General features: G+C 64.1%; 10 protein-coding genes. 4 read left to right on the top strand and 6 right to left on the bottom strand.

The genetic code is table 11. From position 1 onward, the window contains the following. Nucleotides 1-202: 202 nt before the first annotated feature. The 3 genes from OUZ30_RS16660 to OUZ30_RS16650 all read left to right on the top strand — a co-directional run bounded on the left by OUZ30_RS16660 (nucleotide 203) and on the right by OUZ30_RS16650 (nucleotide 8,522). Complete coding sequence (locus OUZ30_RS16660) at nucleotides 203-2,839, top strand: glycosyltransferase family 2 protein (RefSeq protein WP_266183550.1); 2,637 nt, start codon at nucleotides 203-205, stop codon at nucleotides 2,837-2,839. Nucleotides 2,840-2,953: 114 nt separating this feature from the next. Beyond that, nucleotides 2,954-4,717 (top strand): autotransporter assembly complex protein TamA, encoded by a 1,764-nt coding sequence (locus tag OUZ30_RS16655; RefSeq protein ID WP_266183549.1) that lies wholly within the window; start codon nucleotides 2,954-2,956, stop codon nucleotides 4,715-4,717. Between the two features lie 10 nt (nucleotides 4,718-4,727). Then, nucleotides 4,728-8,522: a translocation/assembly module TamB domain-containing protein gene (locus OUZ30_RS16650; protein ID WP_266183548.1), complete on the top strand. Its 3,795-nt coding sequence runs from the start codon at nucleotides 4,728-4,730 to the stop codon at nucleotides 8,520-8,522. Nucleotides 8,523-8,583: 61 nt separating this feature from the next. On the opposite strand, the gene OUZ30_RS16645 is transcribed toward OUZ30_RS16650, so the two are convergent. After that, the gene (locus OUZ30_RS16645; RefSeq protein WP_266183547.1) at nucleotides 8,584-9,015 is read right to left on the bottom strand and encodes a DUF5329 domain-containing protein; all 432 of its coding nucleotides are present in this window, start codon (nucleotides 9,013-9,015) and stop codon (nucleotides 8,584-8,586) included. A 167-nt stretch (nucleotides 9,016-9,182) separates the two neighbouring features. On the opposite strand from OUZ30_RS16645, the gene OUZ30_RS16640 reads away from it, so the two are divergent. Next, on the top strand, nucleotides 9,183-11,261 hold the full coding sequence (locus OUZ30_RS16640) for a M13 family metallopeptidase (RefSeq protein ID WP_266183546.1): 2,079 nt from the start codon (nucleotides 9,183-9,185) through the stop codon (nucleotides 11,259-11,261). Nucleotides 11,262-11,340: 79 nt separating this feature from the next. Here OUZ30_RS16640 and OUZ30_RS16635 read toward each other — a convergent pair whose 3' ends face one another. The 5 genes from OUZ30_RS16635 to OUZ30_RS16615 all read right to left on the bottom strand — a co-directional run bounded on the left by OUZ30_RS16635 (nucleotide 11,341) and on the right by OUZ30_RS16615 (nucleotide 17,695). After that, entirely contained in the window at nucleotides 11,341-11,808 is a 468-nt protein-coding gene (locus tag OUZ30_RS16635) for a GNAT family N-acetyltransferase (RefSeq protein ID WP_266183545.1), read from the bottom strand. Between the two features lie 61 nt (nucleotides 11,809-11,869). After that, nucleotides 11,870-13,228: a UDP-N-acetylmuramoyl-L-alanine--D-glutamate ligase gene (murD, locus tag OUZ30_RS16630; protein WP_266183565.1), complete on the bottom strand. Its 1,359-nt coding sequence runs from the start codon at nucleotides 13,226-13,228 to the stop codon at nucleotides 11,870-11,872. Nucleotides 13,229-13,245: 17 nt separating this feature from the next. Further along, complete coding sequence (murL, locus tag OUZ30_RS16625) at nucleotides 13,246-14,589, bottom strand: UDP-N-acetyl-alpha-D-muramoyl-L-alanyl-L-glutamate epimerase (protein WP_266183544.1); 1,344 nt, start codon at nucleotides 14,587-14,589, stop codon at nucleotides 13,246-13,248. 19 nt (nucleotides 14,590-14,608) lie between these two features. Next, entirely contained in the window at nucleotides 14,609-14,989 is a 381-nt protein-coding gene (locus tag OUZ30_RS16620; protein ID WP_266183543.1) for an endonuclease domain-containing protein, read from the bottom strand. Nucleotides 14,990-15,076: 87 nt separating this feature from the next. Then, a complete protein-coding gene (locus OUZ30_RS16615) occupies nucleotides 15,077-17,695 on the bottom strand; it encodes a bifunctional aspartate kinase/diaminopimelate decarboxylase (protein WP_266183542.1) in 2,619 nt (872 codons plus the stop codon). Nucleotides 17,696-17,863 lie beyond the last annotated feature (168 nt).

The following is a 17,863-nucleotide window of genomic DNA, read 5'->3' as shown; positions in this document are numbered from 1 at the left end:
AGGCGGCGGCGCGTGGCGCAGCGCCTGCCTGGCTGACAGGTCAAGCCGCGCGCCGCCGCCTGGCAACCGCTCAAGCGCAACCCTACGGGCCGAGTCTGTTTGCCCACAGGGCGGCGTCATCGCTCAGTCGTGTACGGACGTACACTTCCTCGCTCTTCCTTGCCCTGCGCGCAAACAGTTCCCGGCGCGAGGCACTTGGAATATGAAACCAGACTCTAACGACAGCCGGCATCCGCTGCTCGCAGGCATCCTGCTCGCCCTGATCGTTGCGGCCATGAACATCGGCCTGTGGTGGTGGAGCAACCTGCCGCATGGTCCCGAGGACTGGAAAGGTCCGATCGGCGGCTTTGCGCTGTCCGCCTTCCAGCGCTATCAGAACCCGCTGAAGAACGATTTCCCCAGCGAAGACGAGATTGCCGGCGATCTCAAGCTGATCAGCCAGTACTCCCCGCGCATCCGCACCTACTCGATGCTGCTGACCCCGCAGGTGTATCGCCTGGCCGAGCAGGAAGGGCTGCAGGTGATGGCCGGCGCCTGGATCGACCGCCGTCTGGACAACAACGAGAAGGAAATCGAGGCGCTGATTGCCCAGTCGCGTCGCTACCCCAACTCGATCAACCGGGTCATCGTCGGCAACGAAGTGTTGTTCCGCAACGATGTGTCACCCGAACAGCTGATGGCCTATGCCGACCGCGTGCGCGCGGCGGTGCACCAGCCGGTCACGATTGCCGAGCCCTGGCACATCTGGGCCAAGTACCCGGAACTGGCCCAGCACGTCGACTTCATCACCGTGCACCTGTTCCCGTACTGGAACGGTATTGCGGCGACGGCTACCGGCAGGGGGCTTGACCGCAATGATCCCCTTGGCCGCTACCCCGCGATCAAGGATGCGCTGGGCAGCTATGAAACGTTACAGAAGATGTTTCCCGGCAAGCTTATCGTGATCGGCGAAATCGGCTGGCCGTCGAACGGCGATCGCTTCAAGTACGCCGACCCGTCGGTGTCGAACCAGGCGATCTTCCTGCGCACCTGGTTCAACGAGGCGAAGAAACGCAACATCGATTACTACGTGATGGAAGCGTTCGACCAGCCCTGGAAGGAGAAGCTCTCAGGCCGCACCGAGGCCTATTGGGGCATGTTCAATGCCGACCGGCAGCTGAAGTTTCCGTTCACCGGCCCGGTGACCGAGGACACCGGCTGGCCGTGGAAGGCGCTGGCGGCGAGCCTGCTCGCCCTGCTGCCGATGATCTGGTTCGCGCGCCATTACAGCCGCTTCAAGCTGATGGGGCGGTTCTTCTTCTGTGCGCTGATCCAGCTGGCCTGCGGCCTGGTCGTGTGGTCGGCCACGCTGCCGTTCAACTTCTACCTGAGCTGGATCGACTGGACCATGCTGGTGCTGCTGTTCCCGGCCCAGATCGCGATCCTCAGCATCCTGCTGATCAACGGCTTCGAGTTCACCGAAGTGCTGTGGCGCCGCGACTGGATTCGCCACGCCGGCCTGCTCAGGCCCGACCCGGTGGAGAAGCAGCCGTTCGTGTCGATCCACCTGGCCTGCTACAACGAGCCGCCGGAGATGGTCATCATCACGCTCGACTCGCTGGCCGCGCTGGAATACGAGAACTACGAAGTCCTGGTGATCGACAACAACACCAAGGACCCGGCGATCTGGAAGCCGGTACAGGACTACTGCGAGAAGTTGGGCAGCAAGTTCCGCTTCTTCCACCTGGAGCCGTGGCCGGGCTTCAAGGCCGGTGCGCTGAACTTCGGCTTGAAGGAAACCGACCCGCGCGCCGACGTGGTGGCAGTGATCGACGCCGACTATGAAGTACGCAAGGACTGGCTGGCCGCGCTGACCGGCCACTTCCACAACCCGAAGGTGGCCGTGGTGCAGTGCCCGCAGGCGCACCGCGAGTTCGAGCACAACCGTTTCCGCCGCATGACCGCGTGGGAATACGACGGCTTCTTCCGCATCGGCATGCACCACCGCAACGAGCGCAATGCCATCATCCAGCACGGCACCATGACCATGGTGCGTCGTTCGGCGCTGGAAGGCACCGGCGGCTGGTCGGAATGGACCATCTGCGAGGACGCCGAGCTGGGCCTGCGCCTGATGCATGCCGGCTATGAGCTGGTCTACGTCGACGAGCTGATGGGCAAGGGCCTGACCCCGGCCGACTTCAAGGCATACAAGAGCCAGCGCTATCGCTGGGCCTTCGGCGCCATGCAGATTCTCAAGGGCCGTTGGGACTGGATGACCAAGAAGGGTCCGCTCTCCGGCGGCCAGCGCTTCCACTTCCTGACCGGCTGGTTCAGCTGGTTTGCCGATGCGCTGCACCTGATCTTCACCATGATGGCGATCTTCTGGACCGCCGGCATGGTGGCCTTCCCCAGCATCTTCAGCCTGCCGATGCAGCTGTTCCTGATCCCCGTGATCGGGTTCTTCTTTGCCAAGGCGATCTTCGGCATCGTGCTGTACCGCGCGCGTGTTCCCTGCAGCTGGTACGACACCTTGATGGCTTCGCTGGCCAGCATGGGCCTGTCCCACGCCATTGCCCGCGGCATCCTGCACGGCCTGACGCGCGAGAAGACCTCGTTCGTGGTCACGGCCAAGAGCCGGCGCCTGGGCGGCAGCAATTTCGCCGCCTTCGCCCCGGTGCGCGAAGAACTGCTGATGGCGGTCGCGCTGTTCCTGTGCATCGCCGGCATGGGCCTGCGCTTCGGCACGCATTACGTCGAGGGCGTGCTGTGGATGTTCATCATGGCTGCACAGTCCATCCCTTATGTCTCGGCCGTGGTGGGTGCGTGGATTGCGCACAAGGCCGGCGACAAGGCCGGCTGACACCCAGGTGACCCATGGAATGGTTCATGGGTCCACCAGTGACGGGTCAGCTAAGCTGCGGGCAGGCGTGTCAAAGCGCCTACCCAACGCTTCCAGGATGGAAACACCGAACGCATGGGCCGAATCCAACGCCTGACGCTGCTGCCGTTGCTGTTTTTCCCGCTGCTTGCGCATGCGGGCGTGCAGCTGGTGGTGGATGGCGTGGAAGACCCGCTCAAGTTCGCCGTCAGCTCGGGCGTGGATGTCGCCCAATACGCCAATCGCAATGTCACCGATGCGCAGATGCAGCGCCTTTATGGCCAGGCCGTCGAGCAGGCAAAGAGCGCGATGGAGCCCTACGGTTACTACGAGGCTGCGGTGGACGGCCGGCTCGAGTCACTGGGCGGTGGCAACTGGCGCGTCACCCTGCACGTGATCCCTGGTGCGCCGGTAACGGTGACCGCCGTCGAGCTTCAGCTCGATCCGAAAGCAGCGGAGATTCCGGGCATCCGTCGCGCCAAACGCGCCATCGAGAACCTCAAGGGCGAAACGCTCAACCACGGCGTGTATGACGCCGCCCGCGACGCGCTCAGCAGCGCACTGACCGCCGACGGCTTTCTGGACGCGCGACTGACCACCCGTCGCGTGGAAGTGCATCGCGGCGAGCGCAGCGCCATCGTCCGCCTGGCCTGGGAAGTCGGTCCCCGCTATCGCTTCGGCGACGTGCATTTCGAAGGATCGCAGTTCCGGCCAGGTTTCCTGCAGCGCTACGTGCCGTTCAAGCACGGCGACTATTTCTCGCAAAGCCAGCTGCTACAGCTGCAACAGGCCTTGAACGGCGCCGATTACTTTTCGGTAGTCAACGTGCAGCCCGATGTCGACGGCAAGAAGCATGGCGTGGTCGACGTCAAGGTGGACCTGGCGCCGGCCAAGCGCACCATCTACACCGGCGGCCCGTTCTTCGGCACCGACACCGGTTTCGGCGTACGCCTGGGCTACGAGCTGCGCTGGACCAACCGGCGCGGTCACAAATGGAAGAACGAGGTGGTGCTGGCGCAGAACCTGAAGACCGTCTCCACCCTGTATGTCGTGCCGCTGCCCGGACCGAATCAGCGCAGTTTCAACTACGGCGCCATCTATCGCGATTCGAATACCGACACGTCCCAGTCGCGCACACTGGAAATCATCGCGAACGAAACGCGCCAGTGGTACGGCTGGACCCGTAGCATCGGCATGCACGTGCTCGACGGCACCTTTACGGTGGGCAAGCGAGGCAATGAACCGGACAACACGCCCGGCCTGGATCATGGCCAGAGCACCCTGGTCTATCCCGAGATGTCGCTGTCACGCAAATCCGGCGACAACCCGATCTTCGTGCGCAATGGCTGGTCGCTGATCCTGACGGCCCGCAGCACCGTCGGCACCCTGCTGTCGGACGCCAGCTTCAGCCAGGTCACCGCCGACGCCAAATGGATCAACTCCTTCGCCGGCAACAATCGCCTGATCCTGCGCGGTTCGGCCGGTGCGACCTGGACCAATGATTTTTCCGACCTGCCACCGCAGCTGCGTTTCTTTGCCGGCGGCGACCGCTCGGTACGCGGCTATGGTTTTCAGAGCATCGGCCCGGAAAACAGCTACGGCCGCGTCATCGGCGGCAAGAATCTGTTGGTCGCCAGCACCGAAGTGGAACACTACTTCACCCGCACCTGGGGCATGGCGACCTTCGTCGATGCCGGCAACGCGTTCAGCGGCACCGATTACAAACCCGAAATCGGCGCAGGCCTCGGTGTCCGCTGGTTGTCACCGGTGGGTATGATCCGGGTTGACCTGGGCGTGCCCGTGCACAACTCGACGGATCACGGCGTGGAGCTTCACGTCGTGATTGGGCCGGATCTGTGAGAAAGACGCGATGACCGCCGCGACGTCCACACCTGCTCCTTCTGCTCCCGCACCGCAAGCGCGTCGTCGCTGGCTGCGCTGGACGGTGCTGTCGCTCGTCACGCTGCTGCTCCTGCTCGCGCTTTTCCTTGGCTGGCTGATCGGCACCGCCCCTGGTCTGCGTTTTGCCCTGGCGCGCGCCGAAGGCTTCACCCATGGCGCACTGACCGTGCAGTCGGCGCAAGGGCGATTGATCGGCCCCTTGGACCTGGTCGGCCTACGTTATGCGGACGGCAAGGGCCTCGATGTGAAGGTTGCAAAGGCGCATCTGGATTTGCGCGCACGCGCGCTATGGCACCAGCGCGTGCATGCGCTCGCGCTCGACGCCGACGGTGTGGATATCGCGTTGCCCAAGAGCAATCCGGAAAGCGAAAGCAGCTTCTCGCTGCAACCGCCGTTCGACATGGTGCTGGATCGCGCGCATGTCGGCGCCTTCCGACTGACCCAGCAGGGTCAGCTGCTGTTTGCTTCGAACAGTCTCGACCTGGTGGGCGCATGGACATCTGAAGGCATCGAGTTACGACAACTCGCCCTGCGTGCACCGGATGGTCATGCCGATCTTGATGGCACCCTGGTGGTGGCGGGCAACTATCGTGGCGACAGCAAGCTCCGTTTCGCGTGGCGCTTCGCCGGCACCGACTACGCCGGCGAGTTGCAGGCACATGGCGATGGCAAGCACGCCCATGCCGATGTGCAACTCAGCCAACCCATGGCAGCGCATCTGCAACTCGACCTGGCGCAAAGCGGCGACTACGCCTGGGCAGCGCGCCTGGACGCGCCGAGTTTCAACCCCAAGCCCCTGCTGGGTGAGAGCTCCCTGACTGCCTTGGCGGTGGCGCTTGAAGGCCACGGCGATCGCCGCAGCGGCAGCTTGACCGGTCAACTGGGGCTCAACGACTACCAGCTGCAACTGCGTCCGTTGGGCGTGCGTTTCAGCGACGACTTCAAGACGCTCACGCTGGATCAAGTCGACCTGGCATCGCCACAGTTCAAGGGCGATGTCACGGCGCGCGGTGTTGTGCAGCTCGGCGAACATCCGGTGTCGGCGAACTTGACCGTCGACTGGGCGGGACTGGAACTTCCCGAGGCCTTGGTCGGACAAGCGTTGTTGAGCCACGGCCAGTTACAGGCCAAGGGCAGCCTTGATCAGTTCCATGCCGAGGGCAAGCTGGCGCTAGGGCCACCTGGCAAGCTCGCCGATATCTCGCTCGGCCTCGACGGCACGCAGCAGTTGATCACCCTGCACTCGCTCACCGTCAAGCAGCCGCAAGGCCAGCTGGATGCCAAGGGCACGCTCACGCTGCAGCCCGCACAGGCCTGGCAGCTTGAGGCCACGGCGGACAAGTTCGATCCCGGTCACGTGCTGGCAAAGTGGCATGGCTCTCTCGATTTCGATATTGCCTCGCAAGGCACGCTGCCGAAGGACCGGCCGGACGTCACCCTGGACATCCGCAAGCTGGTCGGGCAACTGCGCGACCGCACCGTGCGCGGCGAAGGCAAACTGCATTTGCCCCCGGAGGGCGTGTTGAATGGCCAGCTGCATCTGGTCTCCGGCGTCAGCGATGTACGGATCGACGCGCGGCCGGGCAACAGCAACAACGTCACCATCACGCTAGCCATCGCTACCCTGGCGGACTGGTTGCCCGATGCGGCCGGTCGCGTCCAAGGCACGATCCGTGTACTCGGGAAATATCCCGGCTTAGCCGTCGATGCCAACCTGCAAGGCCAGGCGCTCAACTATGTGGGACAGCGGGTGGACAGCCTGCGGCTGCTCGCCAACGTGCCCGACATCCGCCGCCCCGGCGGCAGGCTCGACCTGCAAGCCACGGGCGTGAATGCGGGAGGCCTCGCCTTCACTCAGGTTAACGTGCGCGGTGACGGTACCGCGGAACGGCATAACCTCACGCTGAACGCCCACGGCGCGGCGTTGGCGACTGCCTTGTCCCTCAACGGCAGCCTGCGCGGTTCGGCCTGGAACGGCACGCTGTCCTCGCTCACCATCGATGTGCAGGGCCTCCCCCCCTGGCGCCTGCAGCAGTCCTCCCAGCTTTCGTACAACGACGGGGCGATGAGTGTCTCGGAGCTATGCCTTACTGCTGGCGAGCCGCTGCTGTGCGCCGCTGCCAAACAGGACAAGGCGGGCAACCTGGACGCCAGCTATCGCCTGCACGGCCTGCCCATCGCCCTGGTGTTGAGTGCGGTGAGCACCAGCAAGGTGCCGATGCGCGTGGAAGGCACGTTGCAGGGCAATGGCAGCATCCGGCGCACGAGCGCTGGCGCACTCAATGGCACGGCATCGATCACGTCCGCGCGAGGCGCGATCGCCTACGCCGATCGCGCCGACCAGCCCTTGCTGACCTACGACAATCTCGCACTGAACGCACAGCTGAGCCCGTCCAACCAGCACATCGATCTGCATGCGGGGCTCACCAACAACGGACGTCTGGATGGCCAGGTCACCATCAGCGGTGCCCAGCAGGCGCTTGCCGGTCGCGTCTCCATGCACATGACCAACCTGGCGCTGCTGGAAATTTTCACCAACGCGGTGGTCAAGCCCAAGGGCACCATCAGTGGCGATTTCACCCTGGGCGGCACCGTGGCCCAGCCAGCGATCAACGGGCAGGCGACGGCGAGTGAACTGGCCGCCGAGATTCCCGCCATGGGTCTGAAGCTCAGCCAGGGTCGGATCGTCGTCAGCACACGCGACGCGCGGCACTTCCAGATCGACGGCACGCTGCATTCCGGCAGCGGCAACGTCGCACTTCAAGGGTCCGCCGCCATCGGCGCCGACACGCAAGCGGTACTGTCGGTGAAGGGCAGCAACTTCACGGCTGTCGATATTCCCTCGGCCAAGATCGTGGTCTCGCCCGATCTCGCCCTCCGCCATGGCGCCGAAGGGCTGGACATCAGCGGCTCCATCACGCTCGACAGTGCCGACGTGGATCTTTCCAAATTGCCGGGCGCGGGGGCGACCCGGGCTTCACCCGACGTGGTCGTGGTGGACGATCCGCATCGTGAGGAACAGGCGGCCCGCTTGCCGATCACCACGACGGTCACGGTCAATCTTGGAAAGAAGACCCATCTCGTCGGCATGGGGCTGGACGGCCACCTGCAGGGTCAGGTGGTCGTGAGCGAGCGCCCTGGCCGCAGTGCCCTCGGCCAGGGCCAGATCGACGTCAGCGGCACCTATCGGGCCTATGGGCAGAACCTGGAAATCTCACGCGGCCAGCTGCTGTTCGCCAGCACGCCGATCGACAACCCCGGCCTGAATATCCGCGCTATTCGCCGCCTCAATCCCAACGCGACCATTGATGATGGCCAGCAGGTGGGCCTGATCGTGACCGGCACCGCGCAACGCCCTGTGCTCAACGTCTTCTCGCAGCCGGTCATGCAGCAATCGGACGCCCTCGCCTACCTGATTACCGGCCGCCCGCTGTCCCAGGTCAGGGGCAATGAAGGCAACACGGTGAACGCGGCCGCCCAGGCGTTGGGCTCGGCCGCGGGCAACCTGCTGGCCAAGAGCATCGGCGCGCGTTTGGGCATCGACGATGTGGGCGTCACCAACAACGATGCACTGGGCGGCGGCTCCGCCTTCACGGTAGGCAAGTACCTCTCGCCCCGGCTGTACTTCAGCTATGGCGTCGGGCTGTTCGATCCCGGTCAGGTGATCACGCTGCGCTACCACATCAGCGGTCGCTGGAATTTCGAGGCGCTTACCGCCACCGAATTCAGTCGCGCGAGCATCAACTACCGTTTCGAACGTTGAGCGGCGCTCAACGGCACGCACCGGTCAAACCTTTGCGCGTGAAACGACGGAGCGCTCAAGCTCAGGGTTCTGCTTGCCGCAGGCGCAACAGTTCCTCGGTCAGCCAATCGGCGGACAATTGCTCCTTGCCGTCGCAATTCACCTTGTAAGGCTTGCCGCTGAAACTGCTCGTGCTGGCTGCGCGTGCAATGAACTCTTCGGCGGAGTTGATCTGGTCCCTGTGTTCCAGATATTCCAGCTTGCTCTGCAGGTGCGCTCTCGCCGCGACCCCGCTGTAGGAGCTTCCGTTGCGAATAAAGGTGCAATGGCTGTTACCGACAAAGGTCAGTAGTGCTGCCACTTCCCGTTGCCCCGTGGCATCCAGTGCGGCATACGCGCGCATGGCCGGCCAGCCGCAGCTGCCGATCGCCAACAAGGCCATGCCCAGCCGCTTGAACAGGTCCACGCCAACCTCAATCGCCATCGCCGCATGGGAGTCCCTCCCGAGCACCATTGCCGACGCCTCAGCGGAACTCCCTCGTCGCCCGCGATGTTACGTCAGCACGGCGTCAGCGACCGGTCCCGCTCGCGCGATAATCTTCCGATAGCCCAAAGGTCATACTCACGCGACCGGGCGGTGGGACTATCGTTGGCGTTTTACCTACCCAGGAGTATCGCCCCATGCGGCACTATCGTTGGATTCTCACGGCTGCGGCCCTGACCAGCACCTGCGCCCTGGCTGCGCCCCCCGCAGCGCCTGCGGCGGTACAGGCACCGGCACGCAGCCCCAGCGGCATCGATCTGGCCGGCATCGACCATGGCGTCAAGCCGGGCGACGACTTCGACAACTTCGCCAACGGCAACTGGAAGAAGACCGCGGTGATTCCGGCGGATCGCTCGAGCACGGGCATCTTCCTGCAAGTGTTCCAGAAGGCTGAACAGCGCACCGCCGACCTGATCCGCGACACCGCCAAGGGTAACCCGGCCGCGGGCAGCAACGAGCGCAAGATCGCCGACTACTACGCCGCCTTCATGGACGAGGCCGCCATTGAGAAGCGTGGCCTGACGCCGCTGCAGCCGCAGCTGAAGCAGATTGACGCCATCCACAACCAGACCGACCTCGCTCGCGTGCTGGGCAGTGGCTTGCGCGCCGACGTGGACCCAGTCAACGCCACCAACTTCCACACCGAAAACCTGTTCGGCCTGTTCGTCTCGCACGGCCTGGTGGATGCCAACCGCAACATCCCCTATCTACTGCAAGGTGGCCTGGGCATGCCCACGCGCGACTACTACCTCTCCAGCGACAAGGCGATGGTGGCCACTCGCGACAAGTACCAGGCCTATATCGCCGCCCTGCTCAAGCAGGCCGGCGTGGCCGATGCGGAGGCCAAGGCCAAGTCCATCCTCGACCTGGAAACCAAGATCGCCAAGGCGCATGCGGACATCGTCGACAGCCAGGACGTGCACAAGGCCAACAACCCGTGGCCGGCGGCATCGTTCAGCCAGAAGGCACCGGGCCTGGACTGGAACACCTACTTCAAGGCCGCCGGCCTGGACCAGGCGAAGGTCGTCAACGCGTGGCAACCGCAGGCCATCCAGGGGCTCTCCGCGCTGGTGGCCAGCGAGCCGCTGCAGACCTGGAAGGACTACCTCACCTTCCACGCCCTCAATGAAAGCGCCAGCCTGCTACCGAAGGCCTATGCCGACCTCAGCTTCGGCTTCAACAGCCAGACCCTGCAGGGCACGCCCAAGCAGCGTGATCGCTGGAAACGCGGCGTGGCCAGCACCAATGTCGCGCTCGGCGATGCGGTGGGCCAGATCTATGTGAAGAAGTACTTCCCGGCCTCGTCGAAGCAGGAGGTCGAACAGATGGTGAAGAACATCCTCGCCGCGTTCGACGAGCGTGTGGACCATCTCGACTGGATGACGCCCGCCACGCGCCAGAAGGCCAAGGCCAAGCTTGCCGCCATCAAGGTCAGCGTCGGCTATCCGGAAACGTGGCGTGACTACGGCACGCTGGACATCCACCCCGACGATGCCTTGGGCAACCAGCAGCGCGCGGATAAGTTCGAATACCAGCACCAACTCGCCAAGCTCGGCCAGCCCGTCGATCGCGGCGAATGGTGGATGACACCGCAGACGGTGAATGCGGTGAACCTGCCGCTGCAGAACGCGCTGAACTTCCCGGCGGCCATTCTCGAAGCGCCGTTCTTCGATCCCAAGGTGGACGCGGCAGCGAACTACGGTTCGATCGGCGCCGTGATAGGCCACGAGATCAGCCACAGCTTCGACAATCTCGGCGCCGAGTTCGACGCTCAAGGCAGCCTCGCCAACTGGTGGACGCCAGAAGACCTGGCCCACTTCAAGGCCGCAGGCCAGCAACTGGTCGAGCAGTTCAATGCGTATGAGGCCCTGCCGGGTCTGCACGTCAACGGCCAGCAGACGCTGGGCGAGAACATCGCTGACCTGTCCGGCCTGACCATTGCCTACGCTGCCTACCAGAAGTCACTCGGCGGCAAGCCCGCACCGGTCGTTGATGGCCTCACCGGCGACCAGCGTTTCTTCCTCGCCTTCGCCCAATCCTGGCGCGAGAAGGTTCGCGACGAAGCGATGCGCCAGCGCGTGATCGGCAACGAACACGCACCCGGCCGCTTCCGCGCGCAGACCGTGCGCAATATCGATGCGTGGTACGACGCGTTCGAGCCGAAGCCCGGCCAGACGCTGTACCTGGCACCGCAGGATCGCGTGCGGATCTGGTAACGCATCGACGCAAGTCGAAACAAAAAGCCGCGCCTCTCACGGGGCGCGGCTTTTTTTACTGAAGGTGCTGGGTGTCCGCTCAGAGGTTCTTCGTCATGAAGACGCTATAGGGATCCTCAACATAATCGTCGAACGGGCCGCATGGCTCAAAGCCGAACCGTGCATATAGCTCACGCGCCGGCGCGAATGCCACCGGTGCTCCCGTTTCCAGACTCAGACGCTGGTAGCCGCGTCGCTGCGCCTCTCCGAGGATGTGTCGCAACATGGCCGCCGCCACGCCCTTGCGCCTGTGATGCATCGACGTACGCATCGACTTGATCTCGCCATGCGCCGCATCCAGCTGCTTGATCGCACCACACCCCAAAAGCTCACGGTTATGCCACACCGTCCAGAACGTGATTTCCGGTCGCCGCAAAGCGTCGAGATCGAGTGCGTGAATACTTTCCGGTGGTGAGTGGAGCGCCATGTCCCGCAAATGCTCGTGCAAGAGAGCGGCGATCTCGGGCCCGTGCAGATCATCGATGCGAATTTCCAAGGCCGTGGGCATGGGAGCGCGTTCCCGCATTTATTTGATACCCGTAACAAGCCCAAGTAAGCGTAGTGCTGCCCTAACAGATGCCCAAGCCATCGATGCCGATGATGCCTTGGTTGTCGAAGCCGGCCCATTCGGCGAAACGTCGGCCGCGTTCGGCGTAGTCATGAAACTGGTCGAAGCTAGGGGCGCCCGGAGACAGCAGCACGATGCCACCTGCGGGCGTGAGTGCCTTGGCCATGGTCACCGCCGCGGCAAGGTCGCCCACTTCTTCGATGGTGGTCTCCACGCCGGCCTCATACAAAGCCTGGGCGATGCGGGGGCCGTTAGCGCCTTGCGCAACGATCGCGTGGGGCGCGCGGGCCTGCATGGCCACGCAGAAGTCGGACCAGTCGAGGCCGCGATCATGACCGCCGACAATGACCGTGATTTTCTGCCCGTCAAGGCTGGCGAGTGCGGCAAGCGTCGCCTGCGGCGTGGTGCTGATGGAATCGTTGATCCATACGAGGCCACCCCACTCACCCAATGGCTGCAGGCGGTGCGGCAGCGGCCGGAAGCCGGCCAATGATCCCGCAGCGGCCACGGCGTCCAATCCCATCGCTTCCAATGAAGCGAGTGCAGCACAGGCGTTCAACGCATTGTGTTCGCCCGGGGCGCGGAGTCTGGCGATTTCGAAAACCTGTTGCTTACCTCGACATATAAAGCCACCGGACACATGCCATCCCGCCACATCGCCGAACACGATGCGGTTCGGATGTCGCGCCGTGCGTTCCAGCAGGAACGGCTGAGTGGCATTGACCAGCAATTGCCTGGAGACATCGGCAAGCTTGAGCTTGTCGTCGATATAACGCTCACGCGAGCCGTGCCAGTCCAGATGTTCCTCGTACAGGCTGGTGATCACACCGAGCTCGACCGGGCCGGCCTCGCCAGTCTGAAAGCTCGACAGCTCGATCGCCCAGAGGTCGGCGGACTGATCAAGCAGCTCCAGCATCGGCATGCCGATATTGCCGGCCAGCGCCGTGCGCACGCCGAGTGAGCGCGCGAGATGCGCGATCAACGCCGTGGTCGTGCTTTTACCCTTGGTGCCGGTGACGGCGACGACGCGTGACGAGGCATGTTCGGCGAACCACATCGCGGTACCCGAAGTGACGCGGATACCTGCTTCGCCAGCGGCCAGCAGTGCAGGTTTGTAGGCGGAGACGCCAGGTGACTTCACGATCACGTCGAACGCGGCCAGCGCAATCGCATCCGGCTCGTTGCCATGCACGACCAGGGACGCATCGAATGCCCTCGCCGCCGACACTTCCGACTCGCTGCAGAAAAGCGTCAGCGGTAGTTGCGACAAGCGGGCGCGAATCGCCGTGATGGCGGCGCGTCCTTCGCGACCAAAGCCCCAGACCGCCACCCGCTGGCCGGCGAGATCGGCGATGCGCAAGGGCGTCCGCTGTTGCGTCACGCGAAGATCGCCAAGGCCGGCAGCAAGCGTGCCGGAATCCGGTGTTCACCCGACGGTTGCAGCCACGGCTCAAGCGCCAGCTCACTCACGTCGAGCTGCGGCAGAATCTCGCTACGGAAGCGATCGACCAGGGCATCTTCCTGCCATTCCGGACGCTGACTCAGCGCATACATCGCAGCGCGTGCTTCGGCGCCCTCGCCCACGCACTCGAACGGCTTGTGGTCCTGGTATTCCAGCAGCGCATCGAAACCGGCCGCGAGATTGTCGTCGTCCAGCAAATTGCGGCCAAAAATCGACAACAGTCGCGGCTTGGCCAGGAACGGTGCCAGCGCCAGAAACACGAAATGGCACTTCGGGCACTGACCGCACCAACGGTCGGCCGGCTTGGGACCGAGCAGCTTGAAGTTGCGGTTACAGCTGGAGAACACATCGAAGTACGGCGTGAGCTTGGCAAACGCACGCGTCACCGCCAGTTCGGAATACGGGCGCAGCAGCGAGCAATAGGTGAGATCGGCTGCTACATGCTGATGCAGCCAGTCGCCCAGCAGTTGTTCAAAGACATAGCCTTTGCTCCACTGGTGATTCACCTGCTGACCCTCGTATTCCAGCGTGGCCGCCGAAGCAGAGCGCTCGTTGGCGAACGCGATGCTGTCGTAGCCATACAGAATGGCCGCCACCGCCAGAATCGCGGAATTCACCGCCGTCACCGGAATATGCCCGTTCCACGCGCCAAGGCGGTTGAGCTCGAACAGGCCCGGCGCCAGCTCGCGCTGGATATTGAGCGTAGGCAACCCGGTCCGCTCGGCACAGGCGGCGATGAGCGGCGAGTTGCCCACCCATACCGCGGCCGCTTGGCCGCCAATGGACTTGATAGCTTCCACTGCTACGAGCGAATCCTTGCCGCCACCAATCGGCACCAGGGTACGCTGCGGCAGGCTCAAAGCCTTGGCAGCGGGCTGCGCTGCACCGCCGCGCGGGAACGCGATGCGGCCTCGCAGATCCAGTCCGTTGCGATAGGCAAACTCGGCCAGGCCATGCAGATACAGCGCGTCGAGCAGGTCGGCCGTAGCGTCATCCAGCGGGCTATCGGCCACTTCGATGCGCGGCGGCACACCGGCCTTGTAATAGCTCACGCCGGCAATCAGGTGCAGCATGCGCAGCGCCGCGTCGAACGCCGGCTGATGACTGGCCGGCAAGGCCGGCGCCTGGGGGAAGCGCACGCGCTCGATCAGCTCCTCGCCATGGTCAAAGGCATACACCAGCTCGGCCACGCCGTCGGCGTAGCTGCAGCGCACGAAGCGGAATACCTGGGTCAGGCGGGGTTGGATGTTGGTTGTCACGCTCAAGTCTCCGCGGGCATTACTCCCTCTCCCCTTCGGGGAGAGGGTTGGGGTGAGGGGCCGGGCTTGCCAAAGCCTCCAGGATCACCTCAAGTACGCTGTCCAAGTTCTTCAAGACATCATTGTTCCAGAAACGCAGCACGCGGTAGCCCATGTTTTGGAGCTTTCGCGTACGCGCCTCGTCATATGCCACTTGTTCGCCATGCTGTCCGCCGTCCAGTTCCACTATCAACGCCGCATCCAGACAGGCGAAATCCACGATGTACTGATCGATCTCATGCTGTCGGCGGAATTTCCAGCCTTGCAGGCGGCGATCGCGAATTCGGAACCAGAGCACCTGCTCAGCGTCAGTTACAGTGGTCCGCAATTTTCGCGCCCGGTCTACGTTGAGACGTTTCATCCTGAAGCGTCCTCTCTAAGCGTTCCCGCGAGCACCCGCCCCTCACCCCAGCCCTCTCCCCAGAGGGGAGAGGGCGTGAAAGGCGCGCTACTCGATAATGATTTCCTCAGCCTCGTCACGCATGTTGTAAGGCGACGACATCACCTTGCCGTACGCGCCGGCCTGGGCGATCAGCATCACGTCGCCCTCTTCCGGTTCGGGCAAACGACGGTCGGTGCCGAGCACGTCGCCGCTCTCGCAGATTGGACCCACCACCTGGAATAGCGAGGTAGCTGGCTCGTCGAGCCGGGAAAGGTTGACGATCTCGTGCCAGGCTTCGTACAGCGCCGGACGAATGAGGCTGTTCATGCCGGTATCCACGCCGAGATAGCGTACCGTGCCATGGCCCTTGCCCTTGGTCTGCGTCACACGGGTCAGCAGTACGCCCGCATCGGCCACCAGATAACGGCCGGGTTCCATCCACAGCTTGTAGTGCGGATAGGCCGCCTTCACCTCGCGCAGGACGCGATCAAGCGCCGCGGTATCCAGCCGCGCCTCGCCCGGATGCGACGGCACGCCCAGGCCGCCGCCGATATCCAGGAAGGTGACGCTGCCGATGCGCTCGGCCAGGCTGGCCAGCTGGCCGTAGACCTCGCCCCAGTGCGTGTCATCGAGAATGCCCGAGCCCAGGTGGGCATGCAGGCCGCGCACGATCACGCCGTGCGTGTCGGCCAGACGCAGGAACGCATCGACCTGTTCCACCGGCAAACCGAACTTGCTGCCGCTGCCGCCCGTGCGCACCTTCTCGTGATGACCCAGGCCACGGCCCAGATCGATACGCAGCACCACCTCGCGACCACGGAACAGCTCTCCCCACTGCTCGAGCTGATACAGCGAGTCGAGCGAAATGGTGGCGCGAGTAGTCAGTGCCCAGGCGTAATCCTCGCGCGGAGCGAAGTTCGGTGTGAACAGCAGCGGCGCCGTTTTGGGTACCACCGCCATGACGGCCTTCAACTCGCCTGGCGAGACACATTCAAAGCCGAAACCTTCTTCGGCCAAGGCCTTGAGGATGGCCGGATGCGTGTTCGCCTTCACCGCGTAATGCAGGCGATCGACCGCAGCCAGCGTCTTCAGATCGCGCGCCTGCTGGCGCACCGTGGGCAAGTGGTAGACGTAGCGCGGCGTCGCCTCGGCGCCGAGTTTCAGCAGCGCGTCGCGGCGATCCGTACGCCACCACGCCGCGGCGGGCGGCACGACGTCGCCGCTGCCATACAAAGCCTGCCAGCTGGGGCCGAACAATGCGCTGTCGTCAGTGCGCAAGGCGCCGGCCGTAATCAGCAACTCGTGCAGATGCGGCAGCAGTTCGTCCACCACGTTCTCATCCACCACGAAGGTGAGATTGAGGTTGTTGGAGGACTGCGAAATCATGTGCACGCGCAGCTGGCCGAACTCCGCCAGTACACCCGACAGTGTATGCAGCATGGAGCGCATGCCGCGGCCGACCAGCGTAATTGCCGCACACGGCGCAATCACTTTCACGCGGCAGACTTTGGCCAGATCGCTGGCAAGCGCGGCGAGCGCGTCGGAGTCGAGCAGGTTTTCGGTCGGGTCGAGCGACACGGTGACGTTGGTCTCGGCCGAACCGATCAGGTCCACCGACAGGCCGTGCTGCTTGAACTGCGCAAACACGTCGGCAAGAAAGCCAACCTGCTGCCACATGCCCACCGACTCCATCGAGACGAGGGTGATGCCCTTGCGCGCACTGATCGCCTTGACGCTGGGTGCGTGCTCGCGCACCTCGGGTCCGATCAGGGTGCCTTCGAGTTCGGGACGGTTGGTGTCCTTGATCAGCAGCGGCACCCGCGGTTCGCGCAACGGCGACAGGCAGCGCGGATGCAGCACCTTGGCGCCGGTGGAGGCGATTTCCTGCGCCTCCTCGTAATCGAGACGCTGCAGCAGGCGCGCACTCGGCACCTGGCGCGGGTTGGCGGTGAACATGCCGGCCACGTCGGTCCAGATTTCCACCCGCTGCGCTTTCAGCAAGGCGCCGAAATACGACGCCGAGGTATCCGAACCGCCACGACCGAGCAGCACGGTGCGGCCCTGCGCCTCGCGGGCGATGAAACCCTGGGTGATGAACACCTCGCCCAGCCGTGCCAGGCGCGCGTTCAAGGCGGGGTCGGGCTTGGCCTCGACCATGGCCGAAAGCAGCTTGGTGCGCTCGTTCTGGTTCGGCAGCGCTACCGCGGCCAGGCAGTCGCGCGCATCCAGCCATTGCGTGGGCAAGCCGCTATGGGTGAGAAAGGCTGAGCCAAGCGCGCTCGACATCAACTCGCCATGCCCCTGCACCAAGGCGGCCCATGCCAGCTCGCCGAGTGCCGCGGGACCGTCCTCCGCCAGCGACGCGAGTTCGGCCAATCGTGCACCCAGCGTGTCCGGAACCGCCAGCTGCATGTGATCGAGCAGCTCGTAATGACGCTGTGCGATCGCTTTGGCAGCCTCGATGCGTTTGCCCTTGTCTTCCTGTGCGCACAGTTGTTTGAGTGCGTCGGTGATGCCGGAGAGTGCCGAAACGACCACCAGCACACGTGCGCCTTCGGCACGACGACTGGCGACCAGTTCCAGAATGTTCTGCCAGCGCGGCAGGGTGGCGACACTGGTGCCGCCAAACTTCATCACGATCCAGGATGCGTCGGCAGGAAGCGACGCGGGGGCATTCGAGGTCACGGTTCTCTCAGTTGGGTTGCGGGAAAAATATTCGGCCAGTGTTGCGCCGCAGCAGGCGGAATGCAATGGCAGGACGCCTACAAGCGTTTGGACGGCTAAATGCGAGGCTTGCAGCTCCCTCTCCCCTGCGGGGAGAGGGTTGGGGTGAGGGGTTGGGGTGAGGGGTTG

Origin of the sequence: Dyella humicola (assembly GCF_026283945.1) — a bacterium.
Lineage (GTDB): Bacteria > Pseudomonadota > Gammaproteobacteria > Xanthomonadales > Rhodanobacteraceae > Dyella > Dyella humicola.
The sequence above is the reverse complement of the archived record's forward strand: the minus strand, read 5'-3'. Positions and strand labels throughout refer to the sequence as shown.

Excerpts from the sequence above, each read along its gene's own strand:
- OUZ30_RS16635 (WP_266183545.1), bottom strand. The coding sequence starts at position 11,808 with ATGCCCACGGCCTTGGAAATTCGCATCGATGATCTGCACGGGCCCGAG.
- OUZ30_RS16620 (WP_266183543.1), bottom strand. The coding sequence starts at position 14,989 with ATGAAACGTCTCAACGTAGACCGGGCGCGAAAATTGCGGACCACTGTA.
- OUZ30_RS16650 (WP_266183548.1), top strand. The coding sequence starts at position 4,728 with ATGACCGCCGCGACGTCCACACCTGCTCCTTCTGCTCCCGCACCGCAA.
- OUZ30_RS16660 (WP_266183550.1), top strand. The coding sequence starts at position 203 with ATGAAACCAGACTCTAACGACAGCCGGCATCCGCTGCTCGCAGGCATC.
- OUZ30_RS16655 (WP_266183549.1), top strand. The coding sequence starts at position 2,954 with ATGGGCCGAATCCAACGCCTGACGCTGCTGCCGTTGCTGTTTTTCCCG.
- OUZ30_RS16640 (WP_266183546.1), top strand. The coding sequence starts at position 9,183 with ATGCGGCACTATCGTTGGATTCTCACGGCTGCGGCCCTGACCAGCACC.
- OUZ30_RS16645 (WP_266183547.1), bottom strand. The coding sequence starts at position 9,015 with ATGGTGCTCGGGAGGGACTCCCATGCGGCGATGGCGATTGAGGTTGGC.